This is a genomic window from Janthinobacterium psychrotolerans (assembly GCF_001677885.1).
In the GTDB taxonomy this organism is placed as follows: Bacteria; Pseudomonadota; Gammaproteobacteria; order Burkholderiales; family Burkholderiaceae_D; genus Janthinobacterium; species Janthinobacterium psychrotolerans.
Genome location: NZ_LOCQ01000044.1, coordinates 1 through 20,628, shown reverse-complemented (window position 1 = coordinate 20,628; position 20,628 = coordinate 1). Strand labels below are relative to the sequence as shown.

Below are 20,628 nucleotides of genomic sequence, written 5' to 3'. Positions count from 1 at the left end.
CATGGCCGCGGGCTCGCCCCGCTGCCGCCAGCCATTTTTAAGGATACTCATGAAGCTAACAAATCAAGTCGTGCTGGTCACGGGCGCTTCGCGCGGCATCGGCCGCGCCATCGCCACCGAGCTGGGCAAGCAGGGCGCCACCGTGGTCGGCACCGCGACCTCGGAAAGTGGCGCGCAGGCGATCACCGATTACCTGGCCGCCGAAGGCGTGGCCGGCAAGGGCGTGGTCCTGAACGTGACCGACGCGGCGCGCTGCGCGCAAGTGGTCGATGAGGTGCAGAAAACCTACGGCAGCCTGTCGATCCTGGTCAACAATGCGGGCATCACGCAAGACCAGCTGGCCATGCGCATGAAGGACGAAGAGTGGGACAATGTCATCATGACCAATCTGTCGGCCGTTGGCCGCCTGTCGCGCGCGGTATTGCGCGGCATGATGAAGGCCAAGGCCGGGCGTATCATCAACATCACCTCGGTGGTGGCCTCGTCGGGCAATCCCGGCCAGATGAATTACGCGGCGGCCAAGGCCGGCGTGGAAGGCATGAGCCGCGCACTGGCGCGTGAAATCGGCAGCCGCAACATTACTGTCAATTGCATCGCCCCCGGCTTTATCGATACCGACATGACCAAGGCCTTGAGTGAAGAGCAGCACGCAGCCTTGCTGACGCAAATTCCGCTGTCGCGCCTGGGCAAGCCGGAAGACGTGGCGGCGGCCGTGGCTTTCCTGGCCTCGCCGCAAGCGGCGTATATCACGGGCACCACCTTGCACGTGAACGGCGGCATGTACATGAATTGATGTGAAAGACAGTGGAGATACCGGTTGTGGCATGATATGCAACTGGTTTTTTGACTATAATCGCATCTTTTAGCAGCAGTTTCGGTCGAATTATCAGCAGACACCGAAATTAGTATTAGCGCGCGCAAACCTGATAAAATGCGCGCACTTTCCGTAACACACACTTTGGAGCCATAACATGTCGGATATCGAACAACGCGTTAAGAAAATCGTCGCTGAGCAACTGGGCGTTGCAGAAGCAGACATCAAAATCGAATCCTCCTTCGTCGACGACCTGGGCGCCGATTCCCTGGACACCGTGGAACTGGTGATGGCCCTGGAAGACGAATTCGAAATGGAAATTCCTGACGAACAAGCTGAAAAAATCACCACCGTGCAGCAAGCGATCGACTACGCTACCGCACACGTCAAGGCCTGAGCCTGACTGACCGACTTCAGGAGAATCGCTTGAGCCGTTCTAAAAACCGTCGTGTTGTTGTCACCGGCCTGGGCTGCGTTTCACCTGTCGGCAATACTATTGCCGAGGCGTGGAGCGCAATCGTCGAAGGAAAATCGGGTATTGCCACGATTACCAAATTCGACGCGCAGCCATTCACCACGCATTTTGCCGGTGAAGTCAAAGGTTTCAATATCGAAGAGTATATCTCCGGTAAGGAAGCCCGCCATATGGATACCTTCATCCATTACGGCATGGCTGCCGGCATCCAGGCGATGCAGGACTGTGGCCTGGAAGTGACCGAAGAAAACGCCGAGCGTATCGGCGTGATCATCGGCTCCGGCATCGGTGGCTTGCCGCTGATCGAAGAAACCAAGTCCGAGTACGAAAAACGTGGCCCGCGCCGCATCTCGCCCTTTTTCGTGCCTGCCTCGATCATTAACATGATCTCTGGCAACCTTTCGATCAAATATGGTCTGAAAGGCCCGAACCTGGCCATCGTCACGGCATGCACCACCGGTTTGCACAGCATCGGCGCAGCCGCGCGCATGATCGAGTACGGCGATGCCGACGTCATGATCGCCGGCGGTGCCGAATCGACCGTCTCGCCGCTGGGCCTGGGTGGTTTCGCCTCGGCACGCGCCTTGTCGACCCGCAACGATGACCCGGCAACGGCGTCGCGCCCGTGGGATACCGACCGCGACGGTTTCGTGCTGGGCGAAGGCGCCGGCGTGATGGTGCTGGAAGAGTACGAGCACGCGGTGGCCCGCGGTGCCAAGATCTATGCCGAAGTGCACGGTTTCGGGATGAGCGCAGATGCTTATCACATGACCTCGCCGCTGGAAGATGGTAGCGGCGGCAGCAAATCGGTGATCGCGGCGCTCGACAACGCAGGCTTGAACCCGGACCAGATTCAATACCTGAACGCGCATGGCACGTCGACCCCGCAAGGCGACGTGGCTGAAGTGATGGGCATCAAGCGCACCTTTGGCGAGCATGCGAAAAACCTGGTAGTGAACTCGACAAAATCGATGACCGGCCATTTGCTGGGCGGCGCTGGCGGCCTGGAAGCGGTGTTTACGGTGCTGGCGATCCACCATCAGGTGTCGCCGCCGACCATCAACATCTTCAACCAGGATCCGGCTTGCGATCTCGACTTCTGTGCCAATACGGCGCGCGACATGAAGATCGATTATGCAGTGAAAAATTCTTTCGGCTTCGGCGGAACGAATGGCACGCTGATTTTCGGCAAAGCGAAATAAGCTGCAATAGCTTGAACTTTCTGACGCTCGCTGCGGTCTAACCGTAGTGAGCGCTGATTCGGCGCCAACGTTCGTTGGCGCCTGAATTTGCCCGGCATGGTGCCGGCGCGCCTGATGTTTTCCCCATTGAGAGTCTATGTCGATTGCCATATCGGCTGTCCTGCACACGCCTGTCGGTTTGGGTTTGCTGCAAGCTTGCCTGGGCTTGGGCGCCGTGCTGGCGGCCTGGCCGCTGGCGGCCGGCGCGTATGCGCTGGGCTGGCCTGCTGCACTGCTCAGTGCGGCTGGCGGCGTGCTGTTGCTCGCCGTGCCCGGGGCTGTGTGGCGTTCTTGCAGAAAGCCGCACACGCTTGATATTTCACCGGTTGGCCAGTTTCGGCTGACGCAACATGAAGCACGCGAGGACCGGTTCGCGCCGTCCACGCCCCCGCTGCGTCTGCTGCCCGGGTCCACCTTGTGGCCTGCGCTGCTGGTGCTGCGCCTGGCCGATGACGACGGGCGCAGCGTCACCGTGGTGGTGCAGCGTGCTCTGCCGGGCATGCTGGCCTTCCGCGAACTGGCCGTGGCTTGCCGCGCCATCGCGGCGCGGGGGAGGGTGTCATAAAAAATGCGGCAAATACTGAACTTCTTGCAGCGGGCCAACTCTATAACCATACAGGCGCCCACGCTGCATGCTACCAGGGATACAGGGTGTGAGGACAGAACGCGAAGGTGATCAATTATTGGTCGAGCGGGTCCAGGCTGGCGACAGGCGGGCATTTGACGTGCTGGTATCAAAATACCAGCGGCGATTGATGCGGCTGGTATCGCGGCTGGTGCATGATCCGGCGGAGGCCGAAGATGTGGTGCAAGAAACTTTTATCAAGGCATACCGGGCATTGCGGCATTTTCGCGGTGACGCGGCCTTTTATACCTGGCTCTATCGCATCGGCATCAATACGGCAAAAAACCATCTGGTTACCCAGGGGCGGCGCACGCCCACGTCCAGCGACACCGATGCCGAACAGGCCGAATCCTTCGATGACGGCGACAAGCTGCGTGATAACAACACGCCGGAATCCGTACTGGCGAGCAAGCAAATTGCCGCCACCGTCAATGCGGCCATGGATGTGCTGCCGATTGAATTGCGCACCGCCATCGTGCTGCGCGAAATCGAGGGGCTGAGCTATGAAGAAATCTCGGAGATCATGGCCTGTCCGATCGGCACCGTGCGCAGCCGCATTTTTCGCGCACGCGAGGTGATTGCGGAGAAACTCAAACCCTTGCTGGACATGCCGATTGACAAGCGCTGGTAATGCATTGACCATGAGCAATCTGCACCAATTCAGTCAGCACTTCACGCAGCACCTCATTACTTTGGCAGGACCCCATGATGGACACACATCCAGGATTGCAAGAGCATATTTCGGCCCTGGCCGATGGCGAACTGGCGGCCCACGAACTCGAACTGGCCTTTGCCGCGCTCGATACCGATGCAGGGCGGCAGGCCTGGCAGGCGTATCGCCTGATCGGCGAGGCGCTGCGCACCGGGCAGGATGGGGTTGCCCTGAGCGCCGGCTTCGAGGCCCGGCTGGCCAGGCGCCTGGCGGGCGAAGCCGCGCCCGCACCGGCCGCTGTCCTGGCCACTGTCGCGCCGGCGGTCGAACAGCTCGATATCGGCATCGTTCCCCAGCGCTAGTCCGCTTACGCCTGGCTTAATGCCGGCCGCTCCCTCTTGACACCTGCCTTCTGCACGATTGACACTGTCTGCAAGCGATATCTTGCTTATGCGATATATTGTTGTACGGTTTGCCATGTTGCCCCTGGCGCGCGCCGGTGGCCGTCGCGTGGGGCAGGCAGCCAGCTCCGACTAACGTTCGAAAAGATAACTCCATGAAAAAAAATATTTGTGACCACAGCAAAACGTTTTCAGCGAAGACGCTTTCCGCCTTGTGTCTGGGGACCGCTGGCGTCTTCTTTGCGCCCGCCATGCTGGGCCTCGCCGCGCCGGCCCAGGCGGCCGCGCCCGCCGTGCGCTCGGTGCAATTGCCGGACTTTGCCGATCTGGTCGACGCCGTCGGCCCGGCCGTCGTCAATATCCGCACCACTGAACGGCTGAAAATGGGCGGCGCCGCCGCCGGCGGCAGCGACGAACAGGAAATGCAGGAATTCCTGCGCCGCTTCTTCGGCGGCGCCATGCCGACGCCGCGCCAGCAGGACCCGCGCAGCCGCCGCGCGCCGCAGGAACAGGAGGTGCAGCGCGGCGTCGGCTCCGGCTTTATCATTTCCGCCGATGGCTACGTGCTCAGCAATGCGCACGTGGTCGACGGCGCCGACGAAGTGTATGTGACGCTGACGGATAAACGCGAATTCAAGGCCAAGGTGATCGGCGCCGACGCGCGCACCGACGTGGCGCTGCTGAAAATCGAGGGCGCCAGCCTGCCGCGCGTGACCATCGGCGACTCGGAAAAGATCCGCGTCGGCGAGTGGGTGATCGCCATCGGTTCGCCGTTCAACCTGGAAAATACGGTGACGGCCGGCATTATTTCTGCCAAGTCGCGCGATACGGGCGACTACTTGCCGCTGATCCAGAGCGACGTCGCCGTCAATCCGGGCAACTCGGGCGGCCCGCTGATCAACCTGCGCGGCGAAGTGATCGGCATCAATTCGCAGATCGCCACCTTGTCCGGCGCCTACAACGGCATTTCGTTTGCCGTGCCCATCGATGAAGCCATGCGTGTCGGCGAGCAGCTGAAAAAGACCGGCAAAGTGGTGCGCGGACGCATCGGCGTGCAGATCGGCGAGGTGAGCAAGGAAGTGGCCGAATCGCTGGGCTTGCCAAACGCCAAGGGTGCGCAAGTGTCGATGGTCGAGCCCGGCGGCCCGGCCGACAAGGCCGGTGTCAAGCCCGGCGACATTATCCTCAAATTCAACGGCACCCGGATCGAACGTTCGTCCGACCTGCCGCGGCTGGTGGGCGGCGCCGCCGTCAACGGCAAGGCCACCATCACCGTCTGGCGCAAGGGCGCCCAGCACGAGCTGCCGGTCACGGTGGCCGAACTGGAAGGCGATAAAACCGCCAGCAAGGCGACCAACAAGCAGCCGGAAGCGCAGACCAGCAACGCGCTGGGCCTGAAGGTCAGCGACGTGCCGGCTGCCAAAAAGCAGGAGTTGAAAATCGATGCCGGCGTGCTGGTCGATGACGCCGACGGCGTGGCGGCCCTGGCGGGCCTGCAGCCTGGCGACGTGATCCTGCAACTGAACAACGTCGCCGTGCGCGACGCCAGGCAGTTCAACGCGCTGGTCAGCAAGCTCGATCCGAAGAAAACCTCGGCACTGCTGGTGCGCCGCGGCGAGACGACGCAATTCGTGTCCCTGCGCCCGTCGGCCAAGTAACTTGACGGTCAGTCCCTTCGGGATACGAATTCAAGCCATAGGCTTGAATTCGCCCGCCGGGATCCGGCGTCCCCGTCCGACCCCCGACTTCCGCTGCCAACCACCGACGTATGCACTTCACCCTCTACTCCCGCAGCTACTGCCACCTTTGCCAGGACATGCTCGACGCCCTGCAACTATTGCAAACGCCCGAGAAACCGTTCACGGTCGAGGTCATCGATATCGATGACTCGGCCGATGCGACCCTGCTGGCGCGCTTCGACGAGCTGGTGCCGGTGCTGTACGGCGCCCTGGCGCAGCCCGAGCTATGCCATTACTTCCTCGACGAAGCGGCTGTGCGCCATTATCTGGCGCAAGGCAAATGACTGATTTGCATCGCCGCCCGGGAGCCTGCCGCTGAAAGACGGGCTTTCTACTCTGAAATCCGGTAAAATGGGGAGGTCGAAAAAGCTCCTGTCCGCAGCAGCAGCTTATGTCGCTTCAAAAGCGCTCGCCTGGACATGCAAATGTCCTGCCCGGAGCGCTTTTTTCATCATGAGCGGGGTGCCGGGTTTGGCCCGGGCATGATCCCCTTGATTCCTGTTAAAGCAGTGTTGTCACTCGCACACATATTAGTTAATGAATAACATACGCAATTTCTCCATCATCGCCCATATTGACCACGGTAAATCGACCCTGGCTGACCGCATCATTCAATTATGTGGCGGCTTGTCCGACCGCGAGATGGAGGCGCAGGTGCTCGATTCGATGGATCTGGAGCGCGAACGCGGCATTACCATCAAGGCGCAAACGGCGGCCCTGCACTACAAGGCGCGCGATGGCCAGATCTACAACCTGAACCTGATCGATACGCCCGGCCACGTCGACTTCAGCTACGAAGTGTCGCGCTCGCTGTCCGCCTGCGAAGGTGCGCTGCTGGTGGTCGACGCCTCGCAGGGCGTGGAAGCGCAAACCGTCGCCAACTGCTACACGGCGCTGGACCTGGGCGTGGAAGTGGTGCCGGTCTTGAATAAGATCGACTTGCCGAACGCCGATCCGCCGAACGCGATCGCCGAAATCGAAGACGTGATCGGCATCGATGCAGGCGACGCCGTGCATTGCTCGGCCAAGACCGGCTTGGGCGTGCTCGATGTGCTGGAGCAACTGATCGTCAAGGTGCCGCCACCAAAAGGTGACCCGGATGCGCCGCTGCAGGCACTGATCGTCGACTCCTGGTACGACGCCTATGTCGGCGTGGTGATGCTGGTGCGCGTGGTTAACGGCACCTTGAAGCCGAAAGACAAGATTCGCCTGATGGCCACCGATTCGGTGCAGCTGGTGGAAGACATCGGCGTGTTTTCGCCGCGCTCGCAGTCCTTGCCGCAATTGTCGGCGGGGCAGGTGGGGTTCATTATTGCCGGCATCAAGGAATTGAAGGCCGCCAAGGTCGGCGACACCGTCACCCTGGCCAGCCGTCCTGCCAGCGCGCCATTGCCAGGCTTTAAGGAAGTGCAGCCGCAAGTGTTTGCCGGCCTGTTCCCGGTCGAGGCGAACCAGTACGACGCACTGCGCGACTCGCTGGAAAAACTGAAACTGAACGACGCGGCCCTGATGTACGAGCCGGAAGTGTCGCAGGCGCTGGGCTTCGGCTTCCGCTGCGGCTTCCTGGGCCTGCTGCACATGGAAATCGTGCAGGAGCGCCTCGAGCGCGAATTCGACATGGACCTGATCACCACCGCGCCGACCGTGGTGTACGAGGTGGTGCAGCGCGACGGCAGTCTGATCAATGTCGACAATCCGTCGAAGATGCCCGACCCGTCGCGCATCGAGGAAGTGCGCGAGCCTATCGTCACGGTCAACCTGTACATGCCGCAGGAATATGTGGGCTCGGTGATCACCCTGTGTATCGCCAAGCGCGGCATCCAGATGGACATGAGCTACCACGGCCGCCAGGTCAAGCTGATCTATGAAATGCCGATGGCCGAGATCGTGCTGGACTTCTTCGACCGCCTGAAATCGACCTCGCGCGGCTATGCTTCGATGGACTACGAGTTCAAGGAATACCGCGCCGCCGACGTGGTCAAGGTCGACATGCTGATCAACAGCGAAAAAGTCGATGCGCTGGCCATTATCGTGCACCGTTCGAACAGCCAGTACCGTGGCCGCCAGGTGGCCGCCAAGATGCGCGAACTGATCCCGCGCCAGATGTTCGATGTGGCCATCCAGGCCACCATCGGCGCCAACATCATTTCGCGTGAAAACGTCAAAGCGCTGCGCAAGAACGTGCTGGCCAAGTGCTACGGCGGTGATATCAGCCGCAAGAAAAAACTGCTGGAAAAGCAAAAGGCCGGCAAGAAGCGCATGAAGCAAGTGGGTTCCGTGGAGATTCCACAAGAAGCCTTCCTGGCAATCTTACAAGTGGATGGTTAACACATGAACCTGCAAGTGATTTTAGGAAATTTCGCGCTGATTTTGTTCGTCCTGATGGTGATCACCGGCTTGATCTGGTGCCTGGACGTATTTTATTTGTCAAAACAGCGCCGCCTGGCGGCCGACCGCGCGCTGGCTGACTTTGACGCGCGCCAGTCCAGGCTGGCCGCCGAAGGCATCAAGTCGGAACATGGCGGCGGCCGCGCCGCGATCGAAGCGGGGCTGCTGCGCCAGCCAACCTGGGTCGAGTATTCGGGCAGCTTCTTTCCCGTGATCGCCATGGTGTTCTGCCTGCGTTCGTTTTTGTACGAGCCGTTCAAGATCCCGTCGAGCTCGATGGTGCCGACCTTGCTGGTGGGCGACCTGATCTTGGTAAACAAGTTCACCTACGGCATTCGTTTGCCGATCGTCAACAAGCGCATCATCGAAGTCAATGATCCGCAACGCGGCGACGTGATGGTGTTCAAGTATCCGAAAGATATGTCGCAGGACTACATCAAGCGCGTGATCGGCGTGCCTGGTGATAAAATCACCTATGACAACAAGCGCTTGAGCGTCAACGGCAAGCCGGTCACCTACACGCCGCTCGACGACTACCTCGACGACGAAAGCACCGTGTACCACAAGCAGCTGGAAGAAAACCTGACGGGCGTGAGCCACCGCATCCTCAATGACGATCCGGCGCCGACCCTGAACCTGGGCCAGGTCACCGACTTCCCGCACAAGGAAGCGTGCGACTACAACGAAGATGGTTTTACGTGCACGGTACCAGCAGGGAATTATTTCATGATGGGCGACAACCGCGACAATAGCGCGGACAGCCGTTACTGGGGCTTCGTGCCGAACGAGAATATCGTCGGCAAGGCCTTCCTGGTATGGATGAACTTCAGCAATCCGAAACGCGTGGGCGGCATCCACTAAGCCGTCCTGGCCCCCCGGGGCAACCCCGCATGCCGTGCGCCCGATACCTGCGCCGGCATGCCGACTCAATCAGATGACACAGAACCAACAATGAATCTTCAGCTATTGCAAACCCGTCTAGGTTATACGTTCCAGGATGCTGGCCTGTTGCAGCAAGCCTTGACGCATCGTAGCCACAGCAGTTTGCATAATGAGCGGCTGGAATTCCTCGGCGACTCCATCCTCAACTGCGTGGTCGCGTCCATTCTGTACGAGCGCTTCAAGGCCATCGACGAGGGCGACCTGTCGCGCCTGCGCGCCAACCTGGTCAAGCAGCAGTCGCTGTATGAAATCGCGCAAAAGCTGGAACTGTCGCAGTTCCTGCGCCTGGGCGAAGGCGAACTGAAGTCGGGCGGCTTCCGCCGCCCGTCGATCCTGGCCGATACCCTCGAAGCGTTGCTCGGGGCCATCTTCCTCGATACCGGTTTCGACGCCGCCAGCGCCGTGATCCGCGCTTTTTATATTCCCATCCTCGACTCGGTCGATCCGCAAACCTTGGGCAAGGATGCCAAGACCCTGCTGCAGGAATTCTTGCAGAGCAAAAAAATCTCGCTGCCACAATACAATGTGGTGGCCACCCACGGCGCCGCCCACAGCCAGGAATTCGAGATCGAATGCCTGGTGCCCAAATTGAATATCCAGGTCTACGGCCGTGGCGGAAGCCGCCGCGCCGGTGAGCAAGCCGCCGCCAAACTGGCGCTGGAGGTGGCCGAGCAGGCACTGCTGAAGTCGCCCGCCGCCAGCCGCAAGCCCAAACCGCGCGCCGCCCAGCTCAAGCTGGCCGGCATTGCCACCATCCAGAGCGACGACGCCGCCGTCGCCGCTCATACTCAACAGAAATCGACACCAGCATGACAGCCACCAAAATGCCCGACAACTTCCGCTGCGGCTATATCGCCATCGTGGGCCGCCCCAACGTGGGCAAATCGACCCTGATGAACGTGCTGATCGGCGCGAAGGTCAGCATCACTTCGCGCAAGGCGCAAACCACGCGCCACCGCATCACCGGCATCCAGACCGTGCCCGACGCGCAGTTCATCTACGTCGACACGCCCGGCTTCCAGACGCGCCACTCGAACGCACTGAACAAGACGCTCAACAAAACCGTCACCAACACCCTGATTTCCTCGGATGTGATCCTGTACGTGATCGAGGCGGGAACCTTTGGCCCGGCCGACCAGCAGGTGATGGACTTGCTGCCGAAGGAAGTGCCATGCATCCTGGTGATCAACAAGTCGGACCGCGTGAAAGACAAGGCCGTGCTGCTGCCGTTCGCGCAAAAAGTCGCCGCGATGCGCGACTTTGCCGCCATTGTGCCGGTCTCGGCCAAGCTGCATTTCCAGCTGGAAGGCTTGCAGAACGAGATCAAGCGCTTCCTGCCGGAAAACCAGCCCATCTTCGGACCGGACGATATCACCGACCGCAGCGAAAAATTCCTTGCCTCCGAAATCGTGCGCGAAAAACTGTTCCGCTTTGTCGGCGACGAACTGCCGTACACCAGCACGGTATTGATCGAGAAATTCGAGCAGGAGGGCGACTTGCGCCGCGTGTTTGCCGCCATCCTGGTCGAGCGCGATACGCATAAATCGATGATTATCGGTAACAAGGGCGCGCGCCTGAAGGACGTGTCGACCCAGGCCCGCCTGGACATGGAAAAGCTGTTCGGCGGCCCGGTCTATCTGGAAATCTGGGTCAAGGTCAAATCGGGTTGGGCCGACAACGAGGCGGGGCTGCGCGCCTACGGCTACGAGTAAGTCCACGCCAGGGGATGACGCCACACGCATGAGCATTACCACGCCAGCGCTGCCAGCCAGCGCGCCTGCCACGGTGCAGGGCGCCGCCGTGCCATCCCCGCCAGCGCCGCGGCGCATCGCCAGCCGCCCGCCCGGGCGCGATGGCCGCGTCACGGGCCAGCCAGCCTTTGTGCTGCACAGCTATCCCCACAAGGAAACCAGCCTGATCATCGACGTGCTGACGCGCGACTTTGGCCGTATCGCGCTCGTTGCCAAGGGCGCCAAGCGGCCCCATTCGCAATTGCGTGGCGTGTTGCAGACCTTCCAGCCGCTGCAGGCGGGCTGGACCGGCAAGTCCGAGCTGCGTATTTTGACGGGCGCCGAATGGGTCGGCGGCATGCTGCCGCTGGAAAAGACCGCCTTGCTGTGCGGCTTCTACCTGAACGAATTGCTGGTCAAGCTGCTGGCGCGCGACGATCCGCATCCGGTCCTGTTCGACCACTACGTTGCGACCTTGAACCAACTGGCGCACAATGAGCCGGCGCCCATCGTGCTGCGCAAGTTCGAGCGCGCGCTGTTGAAGGAAACCGGGGTGGCGGCGGACCTGGTGCGCTGCACCGGCACGCGCCAGCCGGTGCAGGCTGGACAGATCTATGTGGTCGACCCCGAGCGCGGGCCCCGCCCGGCCCAGGCTGGCGACGCCTGGCCGCGCATCACCGGCAAGACCCTGCTCGACATGGAATGCGAAGATTACACGGACGCCGCCACGCAGGCGCAAAGCAAGACGCTGATGCGCTTTTTGCTGGCCCACCAGCTCGGTGGCGCGACCCTGAACACGCGCCAGATGCTGATCGATTTGATGCAGTTGTAATATTTGACCACTATAGTTACCACGGACATTACCATGAGCTTTTTGCAGCCTGCCGGCCCCGTCATCGACCTGGGCGTCAATATCGACCACGTGGCCACCCTGCGCAATGCGCGCGGCACCGCCTATCCCGATCCGTTGCGCGCGGCCCTGCTGGCCGAACAGGCCGGCGCCGATTGCATCACCCTGCACCTGCGCGAAGACCGCCGCCATATCAAGGACGCCGACGTGATCGCCATCGCGCCGCAGTTGCTCACGCGCATGAACCTGGAGGCGGCCGTGACCGCCGAGATGATCGATTTCGCATGCCGCATCAGGCCGGCGGACGTTTGCCTGGTGCCGGAAAAGCGCACCGAAGTGACCACCGAAGGCGGCCTGGACGTGGTGCGCTACTACAAGGAAGTGTCGGCGGCCGTCAAGCAACTGCAAGGCGAGGGCATTCGCGTCAGCCTGTTCATCGATGCCGATGAGGCGCAGATCGCCGCCGCCGCCGAGATGGGCGCGCCCGTGATCGAGCTGCACACGGGCCGCTATGCCGACGCCGAAGGCGAGGCGCAACTGGCCGAACTGGAACGCATCAAGGCCGGCGTGCTGTTTGGCGCCACGCGTGGCCTGAAGGTCAATGCGGGCCACGGTTTGCATTACACCAATGTGCAGGCGATCGCCGCGATTGCCGATATTGCCGAACTCAATATCGGCCACGCCATCGTCGCCCACGCCGTGTTTGTCGGCTGGGAAAACGCCGTGCGCGAAATGAAGGCCATCATGGTCGCCACGCGTGTTGGCAACCGGGCGGGCAAGTAATGATCTACGGCATAGGCACCGATATCTGCAAGATCCCGCGCATCGCAGCGGCGCTCGAGCGCCATGGCGAGCGCTTTGCCAAAAAGATACTGGGGCCGCAGGAACTGGAAAAATTCCGCGCCCGCAGCGCCAAAAATGCCGTGCGCGGCGTGCGTTTCCTGGCCACCCGCTTTGCCGCCAAGGAAGCGTTTTCCAAGGCGATCGGCCTGGGCCTGCGCATGCCGATGACCTGGCCCGCCGCGCAGATGCTGAACCATCCGAGCGGCAAGCCGATGATCGTCTGCAGCGGCGTGCTGGCGGACTTCATGGCGCAGCATCGCCTGAGTGCGCAAGTGACCATCAGCGACGAGGAGGAGTACGCCGTCGCCTTCGTAATTGTGGAACAATCTCCCGCTAGCGAATAACCGAGCCAGCAATGACCGAAGCAATACCCGATCTGAATACCGTCGTTCCCGTGCCCGACCCGCGCGCGCAAGTGCTGGCCACCGTGGCCAAACTGCCGAATCTGCCGGGCGTGTACCGCTACTTCGACGCCGGCGACAAGGTGCTGTACGTGGGCAAGGCGCGCGACCTGAAAAAGCGCGTGTCGAGCTATTTCCAGAAAAACCTGGCCAGCCCGCGCATCGCCATGATGGTCGAGCGCATCGCGCGCCTGGAAACCACCGTCACGCACAGCGAGGCCGAAGCGCTGATCCTGGAAAACAATCTGATCAAGGCGCTGCAGCCGCGCTACAACATCCTGTTTCGCGACGACAAGTCCTATCCCTACCTGAAGATCACCAGTGGCGACGCGCCGCGCATGGTGTATTACCGCGGCTCGGTGGACAAGAAGAACCAGTATTTCGGGCCGTTTCCCAGTTCCTGGGCGGTCAAGGAATCGATGCAGATCCTGCAGAAGGTCTTTCTGATACGCACCTGCGAAGACAGCGTGTATGCGAATCGCACGCGGCCGTGTTTGCTGCACCAGATCGGCCGCTGCAGTGCGCCGTGCGTCGACCTGATCAGCAAGGAAGACTACAAGAACGACGTGGAAAACGCGGCGCGTTTCCTGCGCGGCCGGCAAAGCGAAGTGATGGCCGACCTGGAAAAGAAAATGTACGCCTATGCGGCCGACCTGAAGTTCGAACAGGCGGTGGTGGTGCGCAACCAGATCGCCTCGCTGTCGCGCGTGCTGCACCAGCAGAGCATGGAGACGACGGGTGACGCCGATGTCGACATCATCGCCGTGCTGGTGCAGGGCGGGCGCGCCTGCGTCAACCTGGCGATGGTGCGCGGCGGGCGCCATCTCGGCGACCGCGCCTATTTCCCCAGCCAGCTCAGCGATGCGGCGGCGATCGCCGAGGAGCCGATCGAAGTCGAGGTGCTGGCGGCCTTTTTGGCCCAGCACTACACGGAAAAATTCATTCCCGGCACCTTGATTTTGAATATCGAATTCGACCAGCCGGCGCTGATGGTGGCGCTGATGGAGCAGTGTGGCCACCGCATCAACCTGATTTTCCAGCCGCAGGGGCAGCGCCGCCAGTGGCTGGAGCTGGCACAGAAGGGCGCCGAGATTTCGCTGGCGCGGCTGCTGTCCGAGCAGGGTTCGCAGCAGTCGCGCACGCGCGCGCTGGCCGACGCCCTGCGCCTGGAAACGGAAGACCTCGACACCATCCGCGTCGAATGCTTCGACATCAGCCACACCCAGGGCGAAGCGACGCAGGCCTCGTGCGTGGTGTTTCATCATCATGCGATGCAGAACGGCGAATACCGCCGCTACAACATCAACGACATCACGCCCGGCGATGATTACGCGGCCATGCGGCAAGTGCTGATGCGGCGCTACGAAAAGGTCGCCAATGGCGACGGCGTGATGCCCGACGTGGTCCTGATCGACGGCGGCAAGGGGCAGATCGAAATGGCGCGCCAGGTGTTTGCCGAGCTGGGCCTGGACATCAGCCTGATCGTCGGCGTGGCCAAGGGCGAGGGCAGGCGAGTCGGCCTGGAAACCCTGCTGTTTGTCGACGGCCGCGAGGCGCAGGAGCTGGGCAAGGAATCGGCCGCGCTGATGCTGATCGCGCAGATCCGCGACGAGGCCCACCGTTTTGCGATTACCGGCATGCGCGCCAAGCGCGCCAAGACGCGCCAGACGTCGAGGCTGGAAGAGATAGAAGGCATCGGCGCCAAGCGCAGGCAAAAACTGCTGTCGCGCTTTGGCGGCCTGCGCGGCGTGGTCGACGCCAGCGTGGAAGACCTGATGTCGGTGGAGGGGATTTCGACGCAGCTTGCGGAAGAGATTTACAAGCAGCTGCACTAATACCTTCAGCCTGGTCCCGCACCGCCGCAACCGGACTAGGCTAATACCCGCGTGCCATGTAGACTAGTGGCGCTTTGTTCACGCTTTGTTCACTTTACCCGTCGGCCGATTGCTTTCTATGCCTTTTAATATACCCATCCTCCTGACCTGGCTGCGCGTGGCCCTGATTCCGCTCGTCGTCGGGGTGTTCTACCTGCCGCCGTCGATGCTGCTGCATGGCGACCAGAACCTGGTGGCCACCCTGGTCTTTATTGTTGCCGCCGTAACCGACTGGTTCGACGGCTTCCTGGCCCGCCGCTGGAACCAGACCTCGGCCTTCGGCGCCTTCCTCGATCCGGTGGCCGACAAGCTGATGGTGGCCGGCGCCTTGCTGGTGCTGGTGCAGCTGGACCGTGTCAATGCCGTGCTGGCCTTCATCATCATCGGCCGCGAAATCACCATCTCGGCCCTGCGCGAATGGATGGCGCAGATTGGCGCCTCGAAATCGGTGGCCGTCAGCTCGATCGGCAAGATCAAGACGGCCGCGCAGATGACGGCGATTCCGCTGCTGCTGTACCACGAGGTGATCTTCGGCGCCATCGACACCCATGTGTGGGGCGAAAAGCTGATGTGGATCGCCTGCGTGCTGACGGTGTGGTCGATGTTTTATTATCTGCGCCTGGCGTGGCCGCTCATTAAAGAAAAGGCGGGCAATCTGCATTGATCGGTAGCGGGCTCAAAAATCCCGTTGACAGCCTCTGTAATCCATCTATAATGCTGGCCTGTTGTTGATGACGCGGGAGTAGCTCAGTTGGTAGAGCGCAACCTTGCCAAGGTTGAGGTCGAGAGTTCGAGACTCTTCTCCCGCTCCAGTTTTCTGGATCGTGTCATAGGTGAAAACAGCAAGTGCAGCAAAAAGTAGTACTGGCGATGTAGTAGAGCTTCTGATACAATGTTGTCCACTGCGGGAGTAGCTCAGTTGGTAGAGCGCAACCTTGCCAAGGTTGAGGTCGAGAGTTCGAGACTCTTCTCCCGCTCCAGTGAAAACTGGCAGCAGTTGTAAACGGCAGTGAAAAGAAGTAGAATGTTGGCTCCAAGCGGGAGTAGCTCAGTTGGTAGAGCGCAACCTTGCCAAGGTTGAGGTCGAGAGTTCGAGACTCTTCTCCCGCTCCAGTGAAAACTGGGTGCAGTCAATAAGCGGTACGGCGTAGCAAGCAGAAAATAGAAGCTCCAAGCGGGAGTAGCTCAGTTGGTAGAGCGCAACCTTGCCAAGGTTGAGGTCGAGAGTTCGAGACTCTTCTCCCGCTCCAAAAATTCTGAAGGGAAGCGCAGCTGGCTTCCTTTTTTTATCCGCCGCCTTCGATGGCGCAGCGTGAATAGCAAGGCTCCATGCGGGAGTAGCTCAGTTGGTAGAGCGCAACCTTGCCAAGGTTGAGGTCGAGAGTTCGAGACTCTTCTCCCGCTCCAGTTTCAGATGTGTTTCACAGCACATTGCAGCAGTTCCTCAGGCGAGGTAGCAAAGAGGTTATGCAGCGGCCTGCAAAGCCGTTTAGACGGGTTCGATTCCCGTCCTCGCCTCCATATATGCAAGGACTTGGCGAACAAATCGCTAGTTCATCATCATCCTGCACCGCCCGATATGGGCGGTGCACCTCCCAAGATACGGCCAACTGGTTGTTGACATTCCGGTGTCCGCTACTATTATGGGGGCATGGCATCGATCAAGCAGACGCCGTCCGGCGCATTTCAAATTCGTATCAAAAACAAGCTCTTGCCAAAGACGCTATGGGCGACGTTCGACACATTCGAACAGGCATGCGTTGCTGCACAGCTCGAAGCTTGGCAGCCATATGAGCCGAACGGCGAAAAAGCATGGTTTTTGCTTGCTGTTTTTGATGGCGGGCAAGGGCCTTGTGCCTATTTTGTGCAAAAGGTTATATATGCGCCTGTTGCGGAGAATTCCCAAAACCGCCGTAGCCAAGCTATTTGATTATTGTCATCTCATCATCATCTTCTTACCTGAGCGTAGGGAAAAGCATGAAAAGCCTGTTGACCTACATCGTTGAATCCATACAAGAAATGCCGGTACGCTATGTTTACAAGTGCGCCGATTGTGGTCATTGATGCACGGTGAATTTGGCAGGTGACTGTCATGAAGACGAAGTTTCCGAATGTGAATTGTGTTGCGGCACTGTTACGATGGAGTGGGATGGGGGCGTTGTAATTGAGGTAGATTTAAGCTCGCCACCGTTTTGACTATGATGCCGATGAGCTTGCCCCCCATATAACCGGGCGCATCCTATCGACTAGTTACTCAGAGATGTTTTATTATCAGCTCTATCAGCATACGCGCTGGAGCGCTCAGGCTGGCCTGCGTACGATGCACCAAGGCAATATCGCGATGGCCTGAAAAGACGCCGTTGCTGCCGCTGTCCGTAGCCGTACTGGAGGACATGCTGCTGCTCAAGAAGGGTAGCCGCCTGTCGATCACGCCATTCACGCAGGCACAATGAAAAGCCGTTCATGCCCGGCTGACAGACTGAGCGCTTGGGTCGATTTCAAGCCGTGCGTGCTTCCCGTGCAATCACATGGCCGGGCTCTTCACGCTGGCGCAGCACGGCTGGCACGATGTCGGCGTATGCCGCCCACAGCGAACCGTAGGCGGGCGGCGACTGCTCGCGGATGGCGGCGTGCAGCTGCGGCAGCGCATGGAAGGGCACCATCGGAAAGATGTGGTGTTCCAGGTGGTAATTCATCTTCATGTACAGGAATTCGAACACGGGATTCAGATACATGGTGCGGGTGTTCAGGCGATGGTCAAGCACATCTTCGGCCAGGCCCGTGTGCTGCGTCATGTTGAACAGCAGCGGCAGCAGGGCGCCGTAAAAGCGCGGCAACACGATGAACAGCGCCGGCAAGATGCTCTGTGCCAATACGCACCAGGCGATCAGGCCAGCAAACAGCAAGGTATAGATGCGGCTGCTCCAGACCAGCTTGCGTATTTCCGAATCAGGAATAAAGCTGCGCGTTTCCTCGCTCAGGCTGCCCATGGCATGGCGCACGGTGCGCGCGATTTCCTGCAGACCGCCAGGCAGGAAAAAAGCGTCGAAGAGGATCGCCAGCGGCCTGGCCGGGCGCGGAAACGCGATTTCGCGGTCGCGCCCGACGATAATGGTATCGGTATGGTGGCGCGCATGGCTCCAGCGCCAGTACACCGATTCATGCAGGGTCATGAAGGACGCCAGCTGGTAAAAAACATTGTTCAGCCAGGGCGTCTTGAACGGCGTGCCATGCGACAGTTCATGGGCGCAATGGTCGCTGACCGAATATAATGTGCCGTACAGAAAGAAGGCCGGCAGACACCACCAGCTGCCCTGGCTGTGCCAGGCCGCCACGCCGCTGGCCGTCAACAAGGCCAGCCAGATCGCCATGTGACGCAAGCCTTGGGCGTCGCTGCGCTGCATCAGCTGTTTCATCTGCGCACGTGGTACCTCGCAGCGGAACCATTGCGCCGATACCAGTCCCCGCTTTTCCGCCTGCTCGCTGTTGGCCGCGTTCAGCCGATAGTCTTTCCATTTTCCCGCATGTGCCATGTCGCTCTCCTGTGTGTGATGAACCAGGATCATGGTAGTGATTGGCGGGTGGCTGCGGGGCGCCAGCCTCGACCTGGTCTCAAAACCATCATGCTGGCGCCTCGGCCAATGATAGAATCTATCAATCAGCTTCAGCAGGCATCTCCATGAAAACAGCACCGTCCACGATTGCCGATGTCGCCCGCGCCGCCGGCGTCGGCGTCGCCACGGTCGACCGCGTCATCAACCGGCGCGCGCAAGTGCGTCCTGCCACCGCGCTGCGCGTGCTGCAGGCGGCCGAGGCGCTCGGCTATCGCGGCGCCGGGCTGATACGCAAGCGCCTGGATGAGGGCGGTGGCAAGCACCGGCTGGGTTTTTTGCTGCAAAAAAGCGGCAGTGAATTTTTCCAGCTGATGGCGCAGGCGCTGCAGCAGGCTGGCAGGGAGGCTGGCGGCGTGTACAGTGTGCAGGTCGAGTACATGGATGACCTGACGCCACGGCGGGTGGTGGCGCAGTTGCGCGCGATGGCCGGCAGCGTCGATGCGCTGGCATTGGTCGCGACCGAGCATCCGGTCATCTGCGCCGCCGTCGAGGCGCTGGCGGCGGAAGGTTATCCCGTGTTTTCGCTGGTGTCCGACCTGAGTGCCACCGGCCTGGCCGGCCATGCCGGGGTAGACAATGTCAAGGTGGGCCGCAGCGCGGCGTGGGCGATCTCGCATCTGGGGCGGCGTCCGGCCAAGGTGGCCGTGATGGTCGGCTCGCACCGCTATGCCTGTCAGGAGGAATGCGAAACCAGTTTCCGCACTTATTTCCAGCAGCACGAACTCGAACTCGACGTCGATTTGCTCGACACCCTGATCAGCCTGGAAGACCGCCACCTGGCCGAGGAAACCATTCATGAATTGCTGCACCGCCACCCAGACCTGACGGGCTTTTACCTGGCCGGCGGCGGCATCGAAGGCGTGCTCGACGGCTTGCGTGCGCTGGGGCCGGAATACGATTTCGTCACCGTCTGCCATGACCTGACGCCATTGACCCGCACCGCCCTGGCCGACGGCCATGTGGCAATGGTCATTTCGCATCCGCGCGAGGCGATCGCCGGCGGCCTTGTCGCTGCCATGTGCGATGCGCTCGACGGTGGCACAGGGGCGCGCCGCTGCATAGTCGATCCGCTGTTGTTTACGCCAGAAAATATCTGATCTCTTGCGCCGCGCTCAAGGCGGCAGATAGTCGCCTGCGCCGATATTCTCGCGGCAGAACAGGCGAAATTCATTCGGCGCGCTCGATGGTGGTTCATCGAGCCGGCCGCAGGCGTACAGCAGATGCTGCAGGCTCGATGCCGTTTGCCAGTCCGGATCCTGGTCGATCACCAGTTCCATCTCGCCCTGCTCCAGATACAAGCGGTGCTCGGCCGACAACTCGTGGCCGGCAAGCAGGATGTGTCCGGCCTTGCCGGCCTGGCGCAACGCTGTCACGATGCCGGCCGAACCGGCGCCGCTGTTGTATGGGTATTCCGGACGAACGTGACCAGTGATTCCGGCATCGTGACCAGCCATTCCGTTTGAACGTGACCGCCCATTCCGGGCGAACGTGACCGATTTCGGGCATTGTCCGGAATCAGCGGTCACGATACCGGAATCGCTGGTCACGATGCCGGAATGGTGTTGTACAGCGCAGTGATGACGTTACGCATTTTGCAACCGAACGGGTAGGCTCCCAGCTTTTGACTGGAGATGGCGTGCCCGCACCGAGGATCAATATGCGTAAAATTAAGGACGTACTACGACTCAAACTTGACGCCAAATTGTCGCACCAGCAGATTGCCAATGCACTTGGCCTGTCTAAAGGTGTGGTCACGAAGTACGCCGGCCTGGCTGCGGCAGCTGGCCTGGACTGGCTCACTGTACAAAGCATGGACGAGGCGGCACTGGAGCGGCGCCTGCTGGTCGGCGCCCAAAAGGCGAGTGACTATGTGCAGCCCGATTATGGCCGCCTGCACCAGGAACTGCGCCGTAAGGGCATGACGTTGATGCTGCTGTGGGAGGAGCACCGCGCCGACTATGCCGATCGCCAGACCTACGGCTACACGCAGTTCTGCGAAAACTACCGCCGCTTCGCCAGGCAGCTCAAGCGCTCGATGC

Annotated in this window: 23 protein-coding genes and 6 tRNA genes; 27 read left to right on the top strand and 2 right to left on the bottom strand. The window is 60.7% G+C overall.

Features of this window, described 5'->3' with window-relative positions; all coding sequences use genetic code 11:
* Positions 1 to 49 precede the first annotated feature (49 nt).
* The 25 genes from fabG (at position 50) to ASR47_RS26890 (ending at position 17,428) form a co-directional block, all read left to right on the top strand.
* Positions 50 to 793 carry a 3-oxoacyl-ACP reductase FabG gene (gene fabG, locus ASR47_RS04850; RefSeq protein WP_065306626.1) on the top strand — a complete coding sequence of 248 codons (744 nt, stop codon included), beginning with the start codon at positions 50 to 52 and terminating at the stop codon, positions 791 to 793.
* Positions 794 to 971: 178 nt separating this feature from the next.
* Positions 972 to 1,211: an acyl carrier protein gene (gene acpP / locus ASR47_RS04845; RefSeq protein WP_008449912.1), complete on the top strand. Its 240-nt coding sequence runs from the start codon at positions 972 to 974 to the stop codon at positions 1,209 to 1,211.
* Positions 1,212 to 1,240: 29 nt separating this feature from the next.
* On the top strand, positions 1,241 to 2,491 hold the full coding sequence (fabF, locus tag ASR47_RS04840) for a beta-ketoacyl-ACP synthase II (RefSeq protein WP_065306625.1): 1,251 nt from the start codon (positions 1,241 to 1,243) through the stop codon (positions 2,489 to 2,491).
* 136 nt (positions 2,492 to 2,627) lie between these two features.
* Positions 2,628 to 3,095 (top strand): hypothetical protein, encoded by a 468-nt coding sequence (locus tag ASR47_RS04835; protein ID WP_065306624.1) that lies wholly within the window; start codon positions 2,628 to 2,630, stop codon positions 3,093 to 3,095.
* An 88-nt stretch (positions 3,096 to 3,183) separates the two neighbouring features.
* Positions 3,184 to 3,786 (top strand): RNA polymerase sigma factor RpoE, encoded by a 603-nt coding sequence (rpoE, locus tag ASR47_RS04830; RefSeq protein WP_082988746.1) that lies wholly within the window; start codon positions 3,184 to 3,186, stop codon positions 3,784 to 3,786.
* A 74-nt stretch (positions 3,787 to 3,860) separates the two neighbouring features.
* A complete protein-coding gene (locus ASR47_RS04825; protein ID WP_245714259.1) occupies positions 3,861 to 4,169 on the top strand; it encodes a sigma-E factor negative regulatory protein in 309 nt (102 codons plus the stop codon).
* Between the two features lie 194 nt (positions 4,170 to 4,363).
* Positions 4,364 to 5,866, top strand: a complete 1,503-nt coding sequence (locus ASR47_RS04820; protein ID WP_065306621.1) for a DegQ family serine endoprotease — start codon at positions 4,364 to 4,366, stop codon at positions 5,864 to 5,866.
* A 110-nt stretch (positions 5,867 to 5,976) separates the two neighbouring features.
* Positions 5,977 to 6,231 carry a glutaredoxin family protein gene (locus ASR47_RS04815; RefSeq protein ID WP_065306620.1) on the top strand — a complete coding sequence of 85 codons (255 nt, stop codon included), beginning with the start codon at positions 5,977 to 5,979 and terminating at the stop codon, positions 6,229 to 6,231.
* A 253-nt stretch (positions 6,232 to 6,484) separates the two neighbouring features.
* Positions 6,485 to 8,275 carry a translation elongation factor 4 gene (gene lepA / locus ASR47_RS04810; protein ID WP_065306619.1) on the top strand — a complete coding sequence of 597 codons (1,791 nt, stop codon included), beginning with the start codon at positions 6,485 to 6,487 and terminating at the stop codon, positions 8,273 to 8,275.
* Positions 8,276 to 8,278: 3 nt separating this feature from the next.
* On the top strand, positions 8,279 to 9,196 hold the full coding sequence (lepB, locus tag ASR47_RS04805; RefSeq protein WP_065306618.1) for a signal peptidase I: 918 nt from the start codon (positions 8,279 to 8,281) through the stop codon (positions 9,194 to 9,196).
* A gap of 90 nt (positions 9,197 to 9,286) precedes the next feature.
* On the top strand, positions 9,287 to 10,090 hold the full coding sequence (rnc, locus tag ASR47_RS04800) for a ribonuclease III (RefSeq protein ID WP_065306617.1): 804 nt from the start codon (positions 9,287 to 9,289) through the stop codon (positions 10,088 to 10,090).
* On the top strand, positions 10,087 to 10,989 hold the full coding sequence (era, locus tag ASR47_RS04795) for a GTPase Era (RefSeq protein WP_065306616.1): 903 nt from the start codon (positions 10,087 to 10,089) through the stop codon (positions 10,987 to 10,989). The genes rnc and era overlap by 4 nt, the downstream gene beginning before the upstream one ends.
* A gap of 28 nt (positions 10,990 to 11,017) precedes the next feature.
* Positions 11,018 to 11,839 (top strand): DNA repair protein RecO, encoded by an 822-nt coding sequence (gene recO / locus ASR47_RS04790; RefSeq protein WP_065306615.1) that lies wholly within the window; start codon positions 11,018 to 11,020, stop codon positions 11,837 to 11,839.
* 33 nt (positions 11,840 to 11,872) lie between these two features.
* Positions 11,873 to 12,640, top strand: a complete 768-nt coding sequence (pdxJ, locus tag ASR47_RS04785; protein WP_065306614.1) for a pyridoxine 5'-phosphate synthase — start codon at positions 11,873 to 11,875, stop codon at positions 12,638 to 12,640.
* Positions 12,640 to 13,044 (top strand): holo-ACP synthase, encoded by a 405-nt coding sequence (acpS, locus tag ASR47_RS04780; protein WP_065306613.1) that lies wholly within the window; start codon positions 12,640 to 12,642, stop codon positions 13,042 to 13,044. Before pdxJ ends, acpS begins: the two co-directional genes overlap by 1 nt.
* 11 nt (positions 13,045 to 13,055) lie before the next feature.
* Entirely contained in the window at positions 13,056 to 14,936 is a 1,881-nt protein-coding gene (gene uvrC, locus ASR47_RS04775) for an excinuclease ABC subunit UvrC (protein ID WP_150127694.1), read from the top strand.
* Positions 14,937 to 15,054: 118 nt separating this feature from the next.
* Entirely contained in the window at positions 15,055 to 15,639 is a 585-nt protein-coding gene (pgsA, locus tag ASR47_RS04770; RefSeq protein WP_065306612.1) for a CDP-diacylglycerol--glycerol-3-phosphate 3-phosphatidyltransferase, read from the top strand.
* A 72-nt stretch (positions 15,640 to 15,711) separates the two neighbouring features.
* Positions 15,712 to 15,787 (top strand) — tRNA-Gly (locus tag ASR47_RS04765).
* A 92-nt stretch (positions 15,788 to 15,879) separates the two neighbouring features.
* Positions 15,880 to 15,955, top strand: a tRNA-Gly gene (locus ASR47_RS04760).
* A 57-nt stretch (positions 15,956 to 16,012) separates the two neighbouring features.
* A tRNA-Gly gene (locus tag ASR47_RS04755) sits at positions 16,013 to 16,088 on the top strand.
* A gap of 61 nt (positions 16,089 to 16,149) precedes the next feature.
* Positions 16,150 to 16,225, top strand: a tRNA-Gly gene (locus tag ASR47_RS04750).
* Between the two features lie 81 nt (positions 16,226 to 16,306).
* Positions 16,307 to 16,382, top strand: a tRNA-Gly gene (locus ASR47_RS04745).
* 40 nt (positions 16,383 to 16,422) lie between these two features.
* Positions 16,423 to 16,496: transfer RNA gene (locus ASR47_RS04740), tRNA-Cys, on the top strand.
* Positions 16,497 to 16,626: 130 nt separating this feature from the next.
* On the top strand, positions 16,627 to 16,905 hold the full coding sequence (locus tag ASR47_RS26895; RefSeq protein ID WP_150127693.1) for a hypothetical protein: 279 nt from the start codon (positions 16,627 to 16,629) through the stop codon (positions 16,903 to 16,905).
* 430 nt (positions 16,906 to 17,335) lie between these two features.
* Positions 17,336 to 17,428, top strand: coding sequence for an EVE domain-containing protein (locus ASR47_RS26890; RefSeq protein ID WP_245714258.1), 93 nt, complete (start codon positions 17,336 to 17,338; stop codon positions 17,426 to 17,428).
* Between the two features lie 45 nt (positions 17,429 to 17,473).
* On the opposite strand, the gene ASR47_RS04730 is transcribed toward ASR47_RS26890, so the two are convergent.
* A complete protein-coding gene (locus ASR47_RS04730; protein WP_065306610.1) occupies positions 17,474 to 18,508 on the bottom strand; it encodes a fatty acid desaturase in 1,035 nt (344 codons plus the stop codon).
* Positions 18,509 to 18,654: 146 nt separating this feature from the next.
* On the opposite strand from ASR47_RS04730, the gene ASR47_RS04725 reads away from it, so the two are divergent.
* On the top strand, positions 18,655 to 19,686 hold the full coding sequence (locus tag ASR47_RS04725; protein WP_065306609.1) for a LacI family DNA-binding transcriptional regulator: 1,032 nt from the start codon (positions 18,655 to 18,657) through the stop codon (positions 19,684 to 19,686).
* A gap of 15 nt (positions 19,687 to 19,701) precedes the next feature.
* Here ASR47_RS04725 and ASR47_RS04720 read toward each other — a convergent pair whose 3' ends face one another.
* Positions 19,702 to 20,043, bottom strand: a complete 342-nt coding sequence (locus ASR47_RS04720; RefSeq protein ID WP_150127692.1) for a type 1 periplasmic-binding domain-containing protein — start codon at positions 20,041 to 20,043, stop codon at positions 19,702 to 19,704.
* Between the two features lie 203 nt (positions 20,044 to 20,246).
* Between ASR47_RS04720 and ASR47_RS04715 the strand changes: the two genes are divergently transcribed.
* A partial coding sequence (locus ASR47_RS04715) for an IS21 family transposase (protein ID WP_483790118.1) occupies positions 20,247 to 20,628 on the top strand: 382 nt, incomplete at its 3' end.

Bases quoted from the DNA above. Each gene is read 5' to 3' on its own strand.
- fabG (WP_065306626.1), top strand. From the start codon at position 50: ATGAAGCTAACAAATCAAGTCGTGCTGGTCACGGGCGCTTCGCGCGGC.
- acpP (WP_008449912.1), top strand. From the start codon at position 972: ATGTCGGATATCGAACAACGCGTTAAGAAAATCGTCGCTGAGCAACTG.
- ASR47_RS04835 (WP_065306624.1), top strand. From the start codon at position 2,628: ATGTCGATTGCCATATCGGCTGTCCTGCACACGCCTGTCGGTTTGGGT.
- ASR47_RS04825 (WP_245714259.1), top strand. From the start codon at position 3,861: ATGATGGACACACATCCAGGATTGCAAGAGCATATTTCGGCCCTGGCC.
- ASR47_RS04820 (WP_065306621.1), top strand. From the start codon at position 4,364: ATGAAAAAAAATATTTGTGACCACAGCAAAACGTTTTCAGCGAAGACG.
- ASR47_RS04815 (WP_065306620.1), top strand. From the start codon at position 5,977: ATGCACTTCACCCTCTACTCCCGCAGCTACTGCCACCTTTGCCAGGAC.
- lepA (WP_065306619.1), top strand. From the start codon at position 6,485: ATGAATAACATACGCAATTTCTCCATCATCGCCCATATTGACCACGGT.
- lepB (WP_065306618.1), top strand. From the start codon at position 8,279: ATGAACCTGCAAGTGATTTTAGGAAATTTCGCGCTGATTTTGTTCGTC.
- rnc (WP_065306617.1), top strand. From the start codon at position 9,287: ATGAATCTTCAGCTATTGCAAACCCGTCTAGGTTATACGTTCCAGGAT.
- era (WP_065306616.1), top strand. From the start codon at position 10,087: ATGACAGCCACCAAAATGCCCGACAACTTCCGCTGCGGCTATATCGCC.
- recO (WP_065306615.1), top strand. From the start codon at position 11,018: ATGAGCATTACCACGCCAGCGCTGCCAGCCAGCGCGCCTGCCACGGTG.
- pdxJ (WP_065306614.1), top strand. From the start codon at position 11,873: ATGAGCTTTTTGCAGCCTGCCGGCCCCGTCATCGACCTGGGCGTCAAT.
- acpS (WP_065306613.1), top strand. From the start codon at position 12,640: ATGATCTACGGCATAGGCACCGATATCTGCAAGATCCCGCGCATCGCA.
- uvrC (WP_150127694.1), top strand. From the start codon at position 13,056: ATGACCGAAGCAATACCCGATCTGAATACCGTCGTTCCCGTGCCCGAC.
- pgsA (WP_065306612.1), top strand. From the start codon at position 15,055: ATGCCTTTTAATATACCCATCCTCCTGACCTGGCTGCGCGTGGCCCTG.
- ASR47_RS26895 (WP_150127693.1), top strand. From the start codon at position 16,627: ATGGCATCGATCAAGCAGACGCCGTCCGGCGCATTTCAAATTCGTATC.
- ASR47_RS04730 (WP_065306610.1), bottom strand. From the start codon at position 18,508: ATGGCACATGCGGGAAAATGGAAAGACTATCGGCTGAACGCGGCCAAC.
- ASR47_RS04725 (WP_065306609.1), top strand. From the start codon at position 18,655: ATGAAAACAGCACCGTCCACGATTGCCGATGTCGCCCGCGCCGCCGGC.
- ASR47_RS04720 (WP_150127692.1), bottom strand. From the start codon at position 20,043: ATGGCTGGTCACGATGCCGGAATCACTGGTCACGTTCGTCCGGAATAC.